Annotated in this window: 14 protein-coding genes, 1 tRNA gene and 1 other RNA gene; 11 read left to right on the top strand and 5 right to left on the bottom strand. The window is 68.7% G+C overall.

What is annotated here, in order from left to right:
- The first annotated feature begins 1 nt into the window (after position 1).
- The 7 genes from C5C07_RS05570 to C5C07_RS05540 all read left to right on the top strand — a co-directional run bounded on the left by C5C07_RS05570 (position 2) and on the right by C5C07_RS05540 (position 6,953).
- Entirely contained in the window at positions 2 to 2,128 is a 2,127-nt protein-coding gene (locus C5C07_RS05570) for a type II secretion system F family protein (RefSeq protein ID WP_004977580.1), read from the top strand.
- Between the two features lie 85 nt (positions 2,129 to 2,213).
- On the top strand, positions 2,214 to 2,867 hold the full coding sequence (locus C5C07_RS05565) for a class I SAM-dependent methyltransferase (RefSeq protein WP_004977582.1): 654 nt from the start codon (positions 2,214 to 2,216) through the stop codon (positions 2,865 to 2,867).
- A 125-nt stretch (positions 2,868 to 2,992) separates the two neighbouring features.
- A complete protein-coding gene (locus C5C07_RS05560; protein WP_004977584.1) occupies positions 2,993 to 4,021 on the top strand; it encodes an NAD(P)/FAD-dependent oxidoreductase in 1,029 nt (342 codons plus the stop codon).
- Positions 4,022 to 4,143: 122 nt separating this feature from the next.
- On the top strand, positions 4,144 to 5,346 hold the full coding sequence (locus tag C5C07_RS05555; protein ID WP_115804697.1) for a DUF4382 domain-containing protein: 1,203 nt from the start codon (positions 4,144 to 4,146) through the stop codon (positions 5,344 to 5,346).
- A gap of 177 nt (positions 5,347 to 5,523) precedes the next feature.
- Positions 5,524 to 5,594 (top strand) — tRNA-Gly (locus C5C07_RS05550).
- Positions 5,595 to 5,707: 113 nt separating this feature from the next.
- Positions 5,708 to 6,478 carry an SDR family oxidoreductase gene (locus C5C07_RS05545; protein ID WP_004977586.1) on the top strand — a complete coding sequence of 257 codons (771 nt, stop codon included), beginning with the start codon at positions 5,708 to 5,710 and terminating at the stop codon, positions 6,476 to 6,478.
- A gap of 199 nt (positions 6,479 to 6,677) precedes the next feature.
- The gene (locus C5C07_RS05540; RefSeq protein WP_004977587.1) at positions 6,678 to 6,953 is read left to right on the top strand and encodes a twin-arginine translocase TatA/TatE family subunit; all 276 of its coding nucleotides are present in this window, start codon (positions 6,678 to 6,680) and stop codon (positions 6,951 to 6,953) included.
- A gap of 167 nt (positions 6,954 to 7,120) precedes the next feature.
- Here C5C07_RS05540 and ffs read toward each other — a convergent pair.
- Both ffs and C5C07_RS05530 read right to left on the bottom strand, forming a co-directional pair.
- Positions 7,121 to 7,432: signal recognition particle sRNA (gene ffs, locus C5C07_RS05535), an RNA gene on the bottom strand.
- Positions 7,433 to 7,582: 150 nt separating this feature from the next.
- Positions 7,583 to 7,996 (bottom strand): hypothetical protein, encoded by a 414-nt coding sequence (locus C5C07_RS05530; RefSeq protein WP_004977588.1) that lies wholly within the window; start codon positions 7,994 to 7,996, stop codon positions 7,583 to 7,585.
- Positions 7,997 to 8,089: 93 nt separating this feature from the next.
- Here C5C07_RS05530 and C5C07_RS05525 point away from each other — a divergent pair, with 93 nt between their 5' ends.
- The 3 genes from C5C07_RS05525 to C5C07_RS05515 are packed head-to-tail and all read left to right on the top strand — an operon-like array spanning position 8,090 to position 10,126.
- A complete protein-coding gene (locus C5C07_RS05525; protein WP_004977589.1) occupies positions 8,090 to 9,241 on the top strand; it encodes an acetyl-CoA acyltransferase in 1,152 nt (383 codons plus the stop codon).
- Complete coding sequence (locus tag C5C07_RS05520) at positions 9,241 to 9,618, top strand: OB-fold domain-containing protein (protein ID WP_004977590.1); 378 nt, start codon at positions 9,241 to 9,243, stop codon at positions 9,616 to 9,618. The genes C5C07_RS05525 and C5C07_RS05520 overlap by 1 nt, the downstream gene beginning before the upstream one ends.
- 40 nt (positions 9,619 to 9,658) lie before the next feature.
- Entirely contained in the window at positions 9,659 to 10,126 is a 468-nt protein-coding gene (locus tag C5C07_RS05515) for a hypothetical protein (protein ID WP_115804696.1), read from the top strand.
- A 39-nt stretch (positions 10,127 to 10,165) separates the two neighbouring features.
- Here C5C07_RS05515 and C5C07_RS05510 read toward each other — a convergent pair whose 3' ends face one another.
- The 3 genes from C5C07_RS05510 to C5C07_RS05500 form a co-directional block, all read right to left on the bottom strand.
- On the bottom strand, positions 10,166 to 10,981 hold the full coding sequence (locus C5C07_RS05510) for a hypothetical protein (RefSeq protein ID WP_115804695.1): 816 nt from the start codon (positions 10,979 to 10,981) through the stop codon (positions 10,166 to 10,168).
- Positions 10,982 to 11,062: 81 nt separating this feature from the next.
- Complete coding sequence (locus C5C07_RS05505; protein ID WP_115804694.1) at positions 11,063 to 12,151, bottom strand: NADH:flavin oxidoreductase/NADH oxidase; 1,089 nt, start codon at positions 12,149 to 12,151, stop codon at positions 11,063 to 11,065.
- Between the two features lie 63 nt (positions 12,152 to 12,214).
- Positions 12,215 to 12,979, bottom strand: a complete 765-nt coding sequence (locus C5C07_RS05500; RefSeq protein ID WP_050458850.1) for a carbon-nitrogen hydrolase family protein — start codon at positions 12,977 to 12,979, stop codon at positions 12,215 to 12,217.
- A gap of 118 nt (positions 12,980 to 13,097) precedes the next feature.
- Between C5C07_RS05500 and C5C07_RS05495 the strand changes: the two genes are divergently transcribed.
- Positions 13,098 to 14,357 (top strand): HEAT repeat domain-containing protein, encoded by a 1,260-nt coding sequence (locus tag C5C07_RS05495; protein WP_050458849.1) that lies wholly within the window; start codon positions 13,098 to 13,100, stop codon positions 14,355 to 14,357.
- Positions 14,358 to 14,417: the final 60 nt, after the last annotated feature.

Below are 14,417 nucleotides of genomic sequence, written 5' to 3'. Positions count from 1 at the left end.
GATGGCCGCCGCGCAGTACCTGTACCTGCTCCCCCTCGTTCTCGCCGTCCTCCTCGTTCTCCCCGTCGTCCTGTCGCCGGTGAGCCGTTCGGCCGACCTCCTCGTCTCGCGGGTCGCCCTCTCCGTCTTCGGCTTCTACGTCGCCAACGAGAACCCCCGGCGCAGGGAGCAGCGAAACCAACTGCGAGCGGCCCACGTGAGCGTCACCCACCGCGTGTACGCCTCGCGGACGCTCCTCATGGCGGCCGTCTTCGGCGTCGCCGGGAGCGTCTTCGGCGTCTATCTCGCCGCGGTGACCCTCGAAACGCTCGCCGTTCAGTCCGAGGCGATTCGCGAAGTTCTTCCGGCCGCCCTCGGCTTCCTCGGCGGGCTCACGAGCATCCAGGCGCTCCCGCTCCGCGACCTGTTTCTCGCGCTCTTGCTTTCGAGCGCGACGCTCGGGGCGCTCCTCGCGCTCGGCGTCTACTGGGGTCGGTGGTACGTCCTCACCGAGCGCGCCCGCACCCGCTCGTCGGAAATCGAGGCGACGCTCCCGCGGACGGTCGCGTTCGTCTTCGCGCTGTCGCGGTCGGGGATGCCGTTCCCGCAGGTGCTGGAGACGCTGGCCCGAAACGAGGCAATCTACGGCGAGGCGGCGCGGGAGGTCAGCATCGTCGTCCGCGACATGGACGCCTTCGGCACCGACGTGCTCTCCGCCCTCCAGACGATGGCCACGCGGACGCCGAGCCCGAGCCTCGAAGAGTTCGCCGAGAACCTCGCCAGCGTGCTGGGGAGCGGTCGCAACCTCTCGTCGTTCCTCCAAGAGCAGTACGAGCGGTTTCAGGCGGAGGCGGAGGCCCAACAACAGCAGTACCTCGACCTCCTGTCGACGTTCGCCGAGGTGTACGTCACCGTCCTCGTGGCCGGGCCGCTGTTTTTCATCACCGTCCTCGTCGTCATCGGTCTCGTCCTCGCGGACACGCTGACGCTCATCCGAATCGTCGGCTACCTCGGCATCCCGCTGGCGAGTTTCGGCTTCGTCGTCTACATCGACAGCATCACCGAGTCGCTCCGGGGCGCGGCGGTCGCCGACGACGACGCGGAGACCGCGGGCGCGTCGCTCCGGCGCATCGACGCGACTGGCGGCGTCGGTTCGGCCCCGGCGACCGACGGCGGCGAGACCGACGCCGGAGGCGACCCGTGGCGCGCGAACCGCGAGCGACTCGCCGCCTACGACCGGTTCCGCGCGGTTCGCGACTGGTTCGACCGCCCGCTCGACACCCTCGGCCGCCATCCGCTCGCCACGCTCGCGCTCACCGTTCCGCTGGGGCTCGTCTGGGTCGCCCTGCGGACCACGTTCCCCGCGGACCCGACGCTCCTCGGCGTCGCCGACGCGGTGGACCAACACGTCGTGGAGGCCGCAATCGGCGCGCTCGTCGTCGTCTCGGCGTTTCACGAGCTTCGGAAGCGGCGGATTCGCGCCATCGAGCGGAGCATGCCCGACTTCCTCGACCGCCTCGCGAGCGTCAACGAGGCCGGGCTGACGGTCGTTCAGAGCCTCCGCCGGGTGTCCGCGTCGGACCTCGGCCCCCTCGGCGACGAGGTCGACCGAGCCGTCCGCGACATCGACTGGGGGGCCGACGCCCAGACCGCGCTCCGGCGGATGGACCGCCGGACGACGAGCCCGATGGTGTCGCGGTCGGTGACGCTCATCACCAACGCGATGAGCGCGAGCGGCGACCTCGCGCCCGTGCTCCGCATCGCGGCCAACGAGGCCCAAGACAGCCGCCGACTCGCCCGCGAGCGGAACCAGGAGATGGTCACCTACCTGCTCGTCATCTACATCTCGTTTCTCGTCTTCCTCGGCATCGTCGCCGCGCTGACGGTGTCGTTCATCCCGGCGGTCGAGCAGGCCAGCGCCGGTGCCATCGGCTCCGGCGAGGTCGCGGGCGTCACCTCCGGCGCGTTCTCCGGCCTCCGCGACGTGAACACCGCCTCCTACACGCTGTTGTTCTTCCACGTCACGGCGATTCAGGGGCTCTGCTCGGGACTCATCGCCGGACAGCTCGGCGAGGGACAGGTCGCCGACGGGGTCAAACACGCCGCCGTCCTGCTCGTCATCACCTACGTGACGTTCATGTTCATCTGAACCGGCGCGGCTCGGCCGACGACCGGAGCCGCCGGCCGCGCCCGCGACCCGTGCGGTCTTTGTCTCGCCGCCTCGACCGACCGGCATGGACGGAGACGAACCCCGAGACGGGGTCCGCGAGACGTACGACCGCATCGCGTCGCACTTCGCGTCGACCCGCGAGTACCCGTGGCCCGAAGTCGAGTCGTTCGTCGCCGACGCGACCGAGTCGGGGGCGGCGGCCCGCGCGCTCGACCTCGGCTGTGGCAACGGCCGGCACGTGGAACTCCTCGCCGCGCACGCCGAGGAAGTCGTCGGCCTCGACGTGAGCCGCGGCCTGCTCGACGAGGCGGTCGCGAGAGCGGCCGAGCGCGGCTTCGACGCCGGACTCGTGCAGGGCGACGCCTCGCGGCTCCCCTTCGCCGACGACGCCTTCGACCTCGCGGTGTACGTGGCGACGATTCACCACCTCGCGCCGCGGGCGGCGCGCGTGGCGAGCCTGAACGAACTCGCGCGCGTGCTCGACGCCGACGGCCGCGCGGTCGTCAGCGCGTGGAGCACCGCCCACGACACGTTCGACCGCGAGGACGGCTTCGACACGACGGTCGACTGGACGCTCCCCGGCGGCGAGACGGTGCCCCGATTTTACCACATCTACGCGCCCGACGAGTTCGACGCCGACCTCGACGCGAGCGACCTCGCAGTCGTCGAATCGACGGTGTCCAGCGGGAACTGCTACGCCGTCGTCGCCGGCCGCTGAACGTCGGTTGGGGATTGCGGGCGTCGCGGGCGCGGCTCGCAGTGTTAATTGCTAACACGTTCCGGGTGGATGCCGGCCGCGCACAGGTGATGTGGGCTTAAGAGCGCCGGGACGAATCTCCGTGTATGACCGAGACCGACGAACCACGGGAGTACGAGGTTGTCGTCGTTGGCGGCGGCCCCGCGGGGCTCCAGACCGCGCTCTACACGACGCGGCTGGGCCACGACACCGCGCTCGTGGACCGCGGCGGCGGCCGCGCGGCCATGATGCTCGACACGCACAACGTCATCGGCGTCACTGAGGACGTCTCCGGCAACGAGTTCCTCGAAACGGCGCGCGGGCAACTCGAAGACTACGGGACCGACATCCACCGCGACTTCGTGACCGACGCGGAGCGGTTGGACGACGGCCGGTTCCGCCTCGTCGGCAACGAGGGCGAGTTCGTCGCCGACCGCGTCGTCCTCGGCGTCGGCTTCAACGACGAGCGACCCGACCCGCCACTTCCCCGCACCGGGAAGGGCCTGCACTACTGCCTGCACTGCGACGCCTACATGTTCGTCGACGAGTCGGTGTACGTGATGGGCCACTCGGACTCCGCGGCCTACGTCGCCATGATAATGCTCAACTTCACCGACGAGGTGGACCTGCTGCTCCGCGGCGACGAGCCGACGTGGTCCGACGAGACGGACGAACTCGTCCGCGCGCACCCCGTCGACATCGTCGAATCGGAGATTTCGGGCATGACGAAGCGCGACGACGGCTGGCTGGAGAGCTTCGAGTTCGAAGACGGCACCGTCCGCGAGTACAAAGGCGGCTTCGCCATGTACGGCTCGAACTACAACACGACGCTGTTCGAGGCGCTCGACGTGGAGCTCAACGACGACGAGACGGTCCCGGTGGACGACCACGGCCGGACCAACGTCGACGGCGTGTTCGCGGTCGGCGACATCACCCCCGGTCACAACCAGATTCCGGTGGCGATGGGCAAGGGAGCGAAAGCCGGCATCGCCATCCACATGGAGCTCCGCGAGTTCCCCAAGAGCCTCGACGAGATTCGCGCCGAGGGCGCGGTGAGCGTCGACGACGTGCCCGGTATCTCCCCCGGACTGCTCGACAAGGCGAAACAGTTTAACGAGTCACACGCGGACGACTGAGGCCGTAATTCGGCGAAATTCGGTGAAAACCGAGGCGTACGAACACCCTTCTAAAGTTCTCTCGGCCAGTACGGTCTCCCACGATGAAACGTACTGGACTTGCGACTGTCTTGCTCGCGCTCATGGTCGTACTGGCCGGCTGCGCGGGCGGGACCGGCACGCTGACCGAGACGCAGACCGACGGGGCCGCCGACGCGACGACGACCGCGTCGTCCGACGGCGACGCCGCCCGGACGGGGACCGTGAACTTCTACGTGAGCGACGAGCAGAACGCCATCGCCGACTTCGAACACCTCAACGTCACCATCGAACGCGTGACGCTCGTCCGCGCGGACGGCGACGCCGAGTCGGAGACCGAGGTCGAAACCGAGGACGCAGACTCCGAGTCCGCCGAGAACGACACGAACGCCGACGCGGAGGCGAACGCGAGCGTCGAGGTCGAACTCGAAGCCAACGCGACGGCGAACGCGACGAACGCGTCCGCCTCGACCAACGGGTCGGTCGACGCTGACGCCGACGCCGACGCCGAGGTCGAAGAATCGGCCGAAGCGAACGACACCGACGCGGCCGAAGGCGAGTCGAGCGTCACCTACGAGGTCGACAACGTGACCGTCGACCTGACCGAACTGCAGGGCGAAAACGCGAGTCTCGTCGGCGAGTACGACGTGCCGGAGGGCAACTACACGAAGGTCTTCGTGCACGTGAGCGACGTGAACGGGACGCTGAAGACCGGCGAACGGGTCAACGTGAAGCTCCCGAGTAACAAGCTTCAGCTCAACACGGACTTCGAAGTCGGCAACGGCGAATCCGTCGACTTCGTCTTCGACATCACGGCGTTCGAGGCGGGCGGCAGCGGGAAGTACATCCTCAAGCCCGTCGTGAGCGAGTCCGGGACGGACGTGCCGATTACGAAGGTCGGCGCGGAAAAGAAGGCAGACGCGGAACCCGAGGCCGAGGCTGAGGCGAACGCCGAGGTCGAAGCGGGCGAAAACGGGACCGACGACGGCGAGCGCGCCGAAGTCGACGCCGAGAGCGACCTCACCGTGAGCTTCGACGGGAACGTCTCCGCCGGCGAGAACGTGACGGTGGTCGTCACGCGGAACGGGACGCCCGTGGAGAACGCGACGGTGACGATAAACGGCGAGACCGCCGGCACGACCGACGCCGACGGCGAGTTAGGCATCGCCATCCCCGACGAGCGGGACGTGACGGTCGTCGTCGTCGACGGTGAGACCGAGGCCGAGACGGAGTTCGAGTTCGAGTTCCTCGGGAGCGCCCCCGACAACCCCGCAGAGGGCGGCGAATCGACCTCCCTCGTCGCCTGACCGAAAAGGTAACATCCTTATTGGGGCGTCGAGAATGAAGGGATAGACGCGACGTTCGCGCGCACCGGTGTCTCGGCCGAGCGAAGCGAGACCGAGGCTCGGTGCGAGCGAGTGAAGCGAGCGAGCACCGGTGTTGAGACGGACGGAGTCCGTCGATGCACGGTGCGAATGAAATGAGCACCGGTGGTCTAATGGTAAGACATTGGCCTTCCAAGCCAATTATCTGGGTTCGATTCCCAGCCGGTGCATCTTCTCCGGACCGCTGTTCGCCACGGAGAGCGTTCAGCGACTCTCACGTCGTCGGAACTGGCGGTCATCCTTAACTATCGTTCCCACCATATTCGTGTGAGGTGTATTACAGATGAGTCTGCTCGACGGCCGCGTCGCGGTCGTCACCGGCGGTAGCTCGGGTATCGGACGGGGAATCGCGCTGGCCTACGCCGAGGCGGGCGCGGACGTGGTTGTCTGCGACATCCGCGAAGAGCCGAAGGAAGGCGGCGCGCCGACCCACGAGAAAATCGAATCGGACACCGACTCGTCGGCGACGTACGTCGAACTCGACGTGACCGACCCGGCCGCGTTCGAGGAGGCGATGGACGCCGCCGAGGCGTTCGGGGGCGTGGACGTGATGGTGAACAACGCCGGCATCTGGCGGCCCGAGGAGTTCCTCGAAGTCACCGAAGCGGAGTTCCAAGGGATGATGGACATCAACCTGAAGGGCGTCTACTTCGGGGCGCAGGCGGCCGCAACGCGAATGGTCGAGTCCGGCGGCGGAAGCATCATCAACGTCTCCAGCGTCAACGGCATCTTCGGCAACGGTAACTACCCGACGTACAGCGCGTCGAAGGGGGCCGTCCGGACGCTCTCGTACTCGCTCGCCCACGGGCTCGGCGGGGACAACGTCCGGGTGAACGCGATTCACCCCGGCGCTATCAAGACCAAAATCGGCCCGGAAGGGGCCGAGGAGACGAGCGAGGAACAGATGGCGCAGCTGAACGCGATGATTCCGCTCGGTCGGCAGGGCGAACCGGACGACGTGGCCGGCGTGGCGGTCTTCCTCGCCAGCGACCTCTCGAAGTACGTCACCGGCGAGTCCATCGTCGTCGACGGCGGCTGGACCAGTTGGCGGTGACGCGGGGCTGGCCCGCGGCTGACGCGGTCAGTTCCGAGGTTGAGGCGGGACCGATACGCGGTTGACGCGGTCGGTCCGACGCTCGGTCCGTCGTGCCGCTCGAACGTCCACGAGCCCCCGAGATACGCGGACTACGGCGACTTCGGGTCTCAATCCCGGACCGTCTCTCTTATCTTCCCCCCGAACGTAACCGAACGTAATGCTGGATTCCATTCCGCTGTTCCCCGGACTCCCGGGCGGCCCAGAACTGCTCATCGTCCTGCTCATCATCGTCCTCCTGTTCGGCGCGAACAAACTCCCCCAACTGGCCCGGTCGTCGGGCCAGGCGATGGGCGAGTTCCGCCGCGGCCGCGAGGAGATCGAAGACGAACTGAAGAAGGGCGCAGAGGAAGGCGAGAGCGACGACGACGAAGAAGAAGACGAGACCGAGGCCGCGGCCGAAGCGACCGAGACGGAAGCCGAGAACAAACAGTAAGCGTCTCCCCCGGGGAAACAGACCCCTTGTGCGGTATTTCAGTTCGCCGAGTGCCGACAGTCGCGCGTGCGGTACGCACCGCCGGAGCAAGGGCTCTCGGACGCTGTACGTCGAATCCGCGACCGAGAGACCGGCCGGTCGGCGGGTGACTGCGATGAGGTATGAATGGGTGGACAGCGAGGTTGCCCGGCGTTCCGACGTGGGGAATCCCGGTTGCCTCCTCCACCCCGCGATCCCTCGAGCGACGCACGTCCGATGGTCCGCTGCTCGCTTCCGCGCCTGGCGGGGTACCACCGATGAACCGCGCGAACCCTTCCCTGCGGAAGGGGTACGCGGAGCCGCTGTCCCCGAAGGACGAGGTTTCTACGTTGGCTTCCGGGGCCCGCGCCGGTCTGACCGGACGCGCCCGTGTTCGGTCCCCGCTGAAGACCTATTTCGCGGGTGAAGAGCAGGGCCTAACTGCCCGACCTAGTCCACTCCCTCATTATCCATCGACTGTTAAGGGCCTTTCGACTCGGGTGCGGTGAAATCGAGGGACACCGTCGGGGTGATTCGACGCGGCGCTCCGAGAGCGGAGCGCGAGAAAACGAGTCAATACCGGCGTCGACACCGGCACCGCCGACGCCGGCTTACAACACGCCGCGGGCGTACCACGCGCCGCCGACGAAGGTGACGAACGCGGCGGCCACGACCGACCAGCGGTGGTAGGTGAGCCACGAGTACTGCTGGTCGAAGCTGAACAGGAGCGTCGGGTCGATGGAGAACGACCACAGCGCGGCGATGCCGAGCATCGAAAGCGAGAGGACGAAGGCGAGTCCGGCGGCCGTCGCCGGGTCGGTCCGCTCCTGTCCGCCGGAGAGGAAGACGATGATTTCGAGGAGCGCGAGCATCCCGACGAAGGAGATGCCGACCGGACCGGCGGCGTAGTAGGCGGCCACCTGTCCGTCCCCACCCTCGATGGCGACGGCGGGAATCGCGACGGCGATTGCGAGGAGCAGCGCGCCGACGATTCCGACGGTCGGCGCGAGGCGTTCGGCGTCCATGGCCGGTCGTTCGGGCGACCGACTGATAAACGGTTTGAGACGTGCCGGCGAGGGATTGCCCGGTTTTAAATCGCGCTGCGACGACGTGCGCGTATGGACCGCGTAGCGATTATCGGTGCATCGATGACCCAGTTCGGGCAGCGAGACGCGTGGATTCGCGAACTGCTCGCGGAAGCGGGACAGGCCGCGCTCGCGGACGCCGACGTCTCACCCGACGAAATCGAGCACCTCTACGTCTCGAACATGGCGAGCGGCGAGTTCGAGGGCCAGACGGGCGTCCCGAACGCCCTCGCCCACGACCTCGCGGCGATGCCCGCCTACACCGCCCGAATCGACCAGACCTCCTCGTCCGGCGGCGCGGGCGTCTACGCCGCGTGGCAGTCGGTCGCCTCCGGCGCGTCCGACATGACGATGCTCGTCGGCGGCGAGAAGATGACCCACCGCTCGACCGCCGAGGCGACCGACGTTATCGCCTCGCTGACGCACCCGGTGGAGTACAAACACGGCGTGACGCTCCCCTCCTTCGCGGGGCTGACCGCACGGCTCTACCTCGACACCTACGACGCCCCGCGGGAGTCGCTCGGGAAGGTCGCCGTCAAGAACCACAAAAACGGCGTCGACAACCCCCACGCCCAGTTCCGCAAGGAGGTCGACCTCGACACCGTCATGGACTCGCCGGTCGTCGCCGACCCGCTTCGCCTCTACGACTTCTGTCCCATCACCGACGGCTCGGCGGCGCTCGTCTTCTGCCCCGAGTCGGTCGCCCGCGAGTACACCGACGACTACGCCGTCATCTCCGGCATCGGCGGCGCGACCGATACCCACGTCGTCCACGAGCGCGCCGACCCGACCACGATGGGCGGCGTCGTCAACTCCTCCGAAATCGCCTACGAGATGGCCGACCTCGAACCCGACGACATCGAGGTGGCCGAACTCCACGACATGTTCACCATCCTCGAGTTCCTCCAGTCGGAGGACCTCGGCTTCTTCGAGAAGGGCGAGGGCTGGAAGGCGGTCGAGGAGGGCGTCACGGACCGCGACGGCGACCTTCCCATCAACACGTCCGGCGGCCTGAAGTCGAAGGGCCACCCCCTCGGGGCCTCGGGCGTCGCGCAGGTGTACGAGATTTACAAACAGCTCATCGGTGACGCAGGCGAGCGGCAGGTCGACGCCGACGTGGGCCTCGCGTGCAACGTCGGCGGCTTCGGCAACTGCGTGACCACGACCATCATGGAGTCCCGATAATGTCCGACGACGAACCCGCGATGGAGGCGTACCGCTACCCCGACGGGAGCATCACCTACCCCGGCCACCCGGTCGGTCCCGGCGGCGAGGAACCGGTCGGCACGGTGGACCTCAGCGACTACACGGCGACGGTGCTGACGTGGACCACCTCCACGGCGACGCCGCCGGGCGTCCGCCAGCCAAACACGCTCGCAATCGTCGAGTTCGACGTGGACGGCGAACCCGTCCGCGCCATCGGGCAGGTCACCGGCGAGGACGACGTCGACATCGGCGACGAGGTCCGCCCGGTCTACTGCGAGGAACTCCGCGAACCCGGCGCGGGAATCCGCGAGCCCGCGAGTCAGGAGTGGGACGGCTACCGCTTCGAACCGCTCTGAGCGGGCGAGTGTTGATATAACTACACCTTCTATCTCGCGTATGAACCGCACCAGCGGCGTCACCTTCGCGCGCGACGCGGCGGTCGCCACGGCGGTGTTGGCCGGGCTGTACGGCCTCGGCTACGGCGTCCAGTTCCAACCGTTCCAACTGCCGACGTACCTGCTCATCGTCGGCTTCGACGCCCTCGAAGTCGCGTTCGGCTCCGCGGGCGCGGGCTACGACCTGTTTTTCGCCGCCTATCTCGTCGGCCTCGGCGTCGTCGCCGCGGGCGTCTCCCGTGTCGTCCGCGGGAAGTCGAAGACGACCGGCCTCGCGTGGTGGCGCGTCGGCGCGGCGTCGGCGCTGGCGGTCGTGGGCGTCATCTCGCTGCTGTTCGCGCTGTTGGTCCTCGTCAACGGCGTGCAGTTCACGCCCGTCCTCGTGACCGGCGGCGCGGGCATCGCGCTCCTCGCGCTCGCGGCGTGGGTCGGCGACGTGGTTCGCGTGGACGTTCGACCGGCGCGGTAACCGGGAATCGCTCCGCACGGAGGGCGCGCGTGCCGCCGCTCAGCGGTCGCTCGGCTCGTCGCCCGCATCGGCGTCGGACCCGTCTCCGTCGTCGTCGCCCGCCTCACCGCCCTTCACCTCGCGCTTAATCGACTCCAGTTCGGCGTCGACGTCGACCTTCGGCCCGTCGCTCTCGTCGTCCCCGCCGTCCGGGTCGGCCTCCTCTGTCACGTCGATTCGGACCGGCCCCGTGCCGACCGGCTCGGCGTCGCTGGAGGCGCGGCCCTCGTCGCGGGAACGCCGGGCGTCGTCGCGCCGTTGCCACTCCGATTCGAACGTGCGTTCGTCCTCGCGCCAGCGACGCTCTCGGGTCGTTCGCTCGCGCTCGGCCTCGGTGATTCGCTCGTCGAGTTCGTCGGCGAGCGAGCGGGCGCGGTCCATCACGTCGCGCGCCTCGGGGTTCGTCGGCAGGTCGGCCTCCGACAGCGCGTTTCTGAGTTCGTCGAGGGCGCGGTCGACGCCGGAGACGGCGCTCTTCGGGACGTTCCGCATCCGGGACTCCGTCTCGTTTCTGGCGTCTTCCATCGCGCGGCCGGGGTCGGACAGCCGCATGAGACGGCGGAGGAGTTCGAGGGAGGCGATGGTCGCTTCGAGGACGGCGATGACCGTCGGGATGGTGTACGACTCGGTGAATCGCAGTACCTCGCCGAACGTCGGCGGACGCGGGGGCCGAAAGCGGTCGTCGCCGTAGCCGCGTCGGTCGCGGCCGCGACCGCGGTCGCGCTCCTCGCGGAGTTCCGCGCCGAGTTCGTCGAGCGTGTCCCCGAGTTCGTCGAGTAAGTCGAGGATGTCGTCGTCGCGTCGTCGGTCGCTCATGGCCCACGGTTGGACCGCCGCGGGGATAAGCGTTCGAGGGATTCGAGGGGTGGCGGACCCGCGCGGGTCGGGGTCGGTACCCTACCGGCGCGGGACGGCGCGCTGGTACTGCGGCGGCCACGCCGCGTCGGCGTCGAGTTCCTCGGCGGCGTGGAGCGCGAAGTACGGGTCGCGGAGGTGCTCGCGCCCGACGATGGCGAGGTCGGCCCGGCCGTTGCTGACGACCTCGTCGGCGTGGCGCGCGGTTCGGATACCGCCGACCGCGCCGACCATCACGTCGGTCTCCTCGCGGATGACCTCGGCGAAGGGGACCTGATAGCCGGGGCCGGTGTTCGGAATCCGCTGGTCGGGGTGGATGCCGCCGGCGCTCACGTCGACGAGATCGACGCCGAGGTCGTCGAGGTCGGCCGCGAGGCGGACCGACTGCTCGATGTCCCACGAGTCGCGGTCGTCCAGCCAGTCGGTCGCGGAGATGCGGACGAAGACGGGCTTGTCGTCGGGCCAGACCTCGCGGACCGCTTCCGTGACCTCGCGGAGGAGCCGCGTCCGGTTCTCGAAGGAGCCGCCGTACTCGTCGTCGCGGCGGTTCGTGACCGGCGAGAGGAACTCGTGGAGGAGGTAGCCGTGGGCCGCGTGGACCTCGGCGATTTCGAAGCCGGCGTCGAGGGCGCGCTCGGCCGCGGCGCGGAAGTCGTCGACGACGCCGTCGATTCCGTCGGTCGAGAGCTTCCGGAGCGGCGGGGCCTCGCCCTCGTAGGGCCACGGCACGTCGCTGGGGGCGACGGTGGTCCACCCGCCGTCTTCGGGCGCGACCGGCTCGCTCCCCTCCCACGGCCGGGACTTGCTCGCCTTCCGGCCCGCGTGGGCGAGTTGGATTGCCGGTACGCTCCCCATCGACGAGACGAACGAGGTTATCTGCCGGAGCTTCTCGACGTGGTCGTCCGACCAGATGCCGAGGTCGTTCGGCGAGATGCGACCCTCCGGGGAGACGGCCGTCGCCTCGGACATGACGATGCCCGCGCCGCCGACGGCGCGGCTCCCGAGGTGGACGAGATGCCAGTCCTCGGCGAACCCGTCGGTCGAGGAGTACTGGCACATCGGCGAGACCATGATCCGGTTCCGAACCTCGGTGTCGCGGAGCGAGAGCGGCGTAAAGAGCGTGTCCGTCATCGACCCCGATTGGGCGGGGTCGGAAAAACCCCCCTCGGTTCCGGTGATGCAGTCCGGTTTCGGCTACTCCACCGACCCGACGAACGCGCGCTGTTCGGCGAGCAGGTCGCGGTCGAGCGTCCAGACGAGGTCGCGCTCGCCGCGGTTCAGCGCCGCCGCGACGACGCCGTCGGGTCTGACGACGAGCGAGCGTCCCGCGTACTCCGAGCCCGCGGAGCCGGAGACCGTTCCGCTCCCCGTCCGGTTCGCGCCGACGAGCCACCGCACCCCGTCGAGGGCGCGGGCGCGGCAGAGCAGTCGCCAGTTCGTCGAGTGGGCGGCGGGCCACGCGCCGACGACGAACAGGGCGTCGATTCGCTCGTCGGTCAGCGCGGCGCTGTCGCCGACGAAGTTCAGGTCGTAGCAGGTGAGCAGTCCCGTCCGTCCGGCGGGCGTGTCCGTGACGACGAGTTCGTCGCCCGGCGTGACGACCTCGGATTCGCCGCCCCAGAGGTGTCGCTTTCGGTAGACCGCGGCGGAGCCGTCGGGACGGACGTAGGCGGCCGCGTTGTAGAGCGTCTCGCCGTCGCGTTCGAGGTAGCCCGCGAGCACGTCGAGTTCGTTGTCGGCGGCGACGGACGCGAGGAAGTCGGTCGCGCGCTCCCGCGAGATTGCACCGCTGAAGGCGCGGTTGTCCGCGACGAAGCCCGTGAGCGCGTACTCGGAGAACAGCGCGATGTCGACCGACTCGGGGAGGTCGGCGACGCGGGCGCGCACGTCAGCCTCGTTTCGCGCCGGGTCGAGGTCGAACGCCGCGCGCTGTGGCACGGCGATGGTTGGACCGGTCACGCTCGGAGGAACGGACGGGCCGCGAAAAAGTGGCCCGGATGGAATCGGCGGTCGGTGCCACCCGGAGACGCGAAGCGAAGGGAAACGCTCTTTTTACAGTCGAACGGACTTCCGGCATATGAGTGACGGGGACGACGATACGACAGAACTCTCGCCCGAGAGCTTCGACGAGCGCCTGACCGAGGCCGAGGAGGCTCTCGAGGCGGCCGAGACCGAAGCCGACCTCGACGAGGTCGAGGCCACGCTCGACGACATCGAGGCCGACGTGGAGGCCGCGGACCTGCCCGAACCGGACGACGAAGACGAGGACGACCCCGCCGAGGAACTCGAATCGCGCCTGTCCGACCTGCGCGACGAACTCGAATCCCAGCGCGGTCCCTACGCCGAAGACGCCGTCGAGACGCTCGAAGAGGCCAAGTCCACCATCGCGGACACCCGGTGGACCGAGCAGGGCGAAGGCGAAATCGTCGCCGCGGTCGAGACGTTCGCCGACGAGTTCAACGGCGTGCTCGACGCGGGCGTCTCGGTCGACGGCGACGACGAGGACGCGCTGACCGCCGCCGTCGACGACGCCATCGCGGCCGTCGAAGCCGCCGACCTCGACGCCGACGAGGACGCGGAGACCATCGCGGACCTCATCGAGGTCGCCGACGGCCTCGCGGACGGCCTCGACGACGCCCAGGAGTGGGACGACCTCGAAACGCGAGAGAAGCTCCAAGTGCAGGGCTTCTACGACGTGCTCGGCCACTACAAGGACTACCCGCCGGAGCTGTCGGCGCTGAAGGAACACGAAAAGCGCGGCAACGTCGAGATGATCGCGCTCGCCTTCGAGAGCTTCCAGTCCGACTTCATGCAGGAGTACTGCATCGAGGCGTTCACGCGGATGAACGACGACAGCGCCTACGAGACCATCGAGGGGCAGGCCAAGCGCCGCGACAAGGGCGTCATCAAGGCCATCGGCAAGATGGCCGCCGAGGAGGGCGTCGAGATGCTCGTCGACTACGTCGACACCGACAGCGACCCCGCGCTCCAGAAGGTCGTGTTCAAGGCGCTCGGCGAAATCGGCTCCGAGGAGGCGACCCAGCCCATCGCGAACAAACTCGTCACCGAGAACGACAACGTCCGCTCGGCCGCCGCGCGCGCGCTCGGTCTCATCGGCGACACCCGCGCCGTCGAACCGCTCTCGGACGTCGCCGCCGACGACGACGTGGACTCCGTCCGCGCCAGCGCCGCGTGGGCGCTCCGACAGATCGGCACGGAAGACGCGCTCGAAGCGGCCGCCGGCTACGTCGACGACCGCTCGTTCCTCGTCCAGCGCGAGGCCGAACTCGCCGCCGAGTTCCTCGGCGACGACGTCGAAGCCGAAGCGACCGTCTGAGGCCGCACGACGACGCGACACCCTCGCGGTTCTGCGGTTCTCCTCTCGTGTTCTTTCTCT

Origin of the sequence: Haloferax sp. Atlit-4N, assembly GCF_003383025.1 — an archaeon.
GTDB lineage: Archaea > Halobacteriota > Halobacteria > Halobacteriales > Haloferacaceae > Haloferax > Haloferax gibbonsii.
This window is presented reverse-complemented; position numbering and strand designations above follow the sequence as displayed.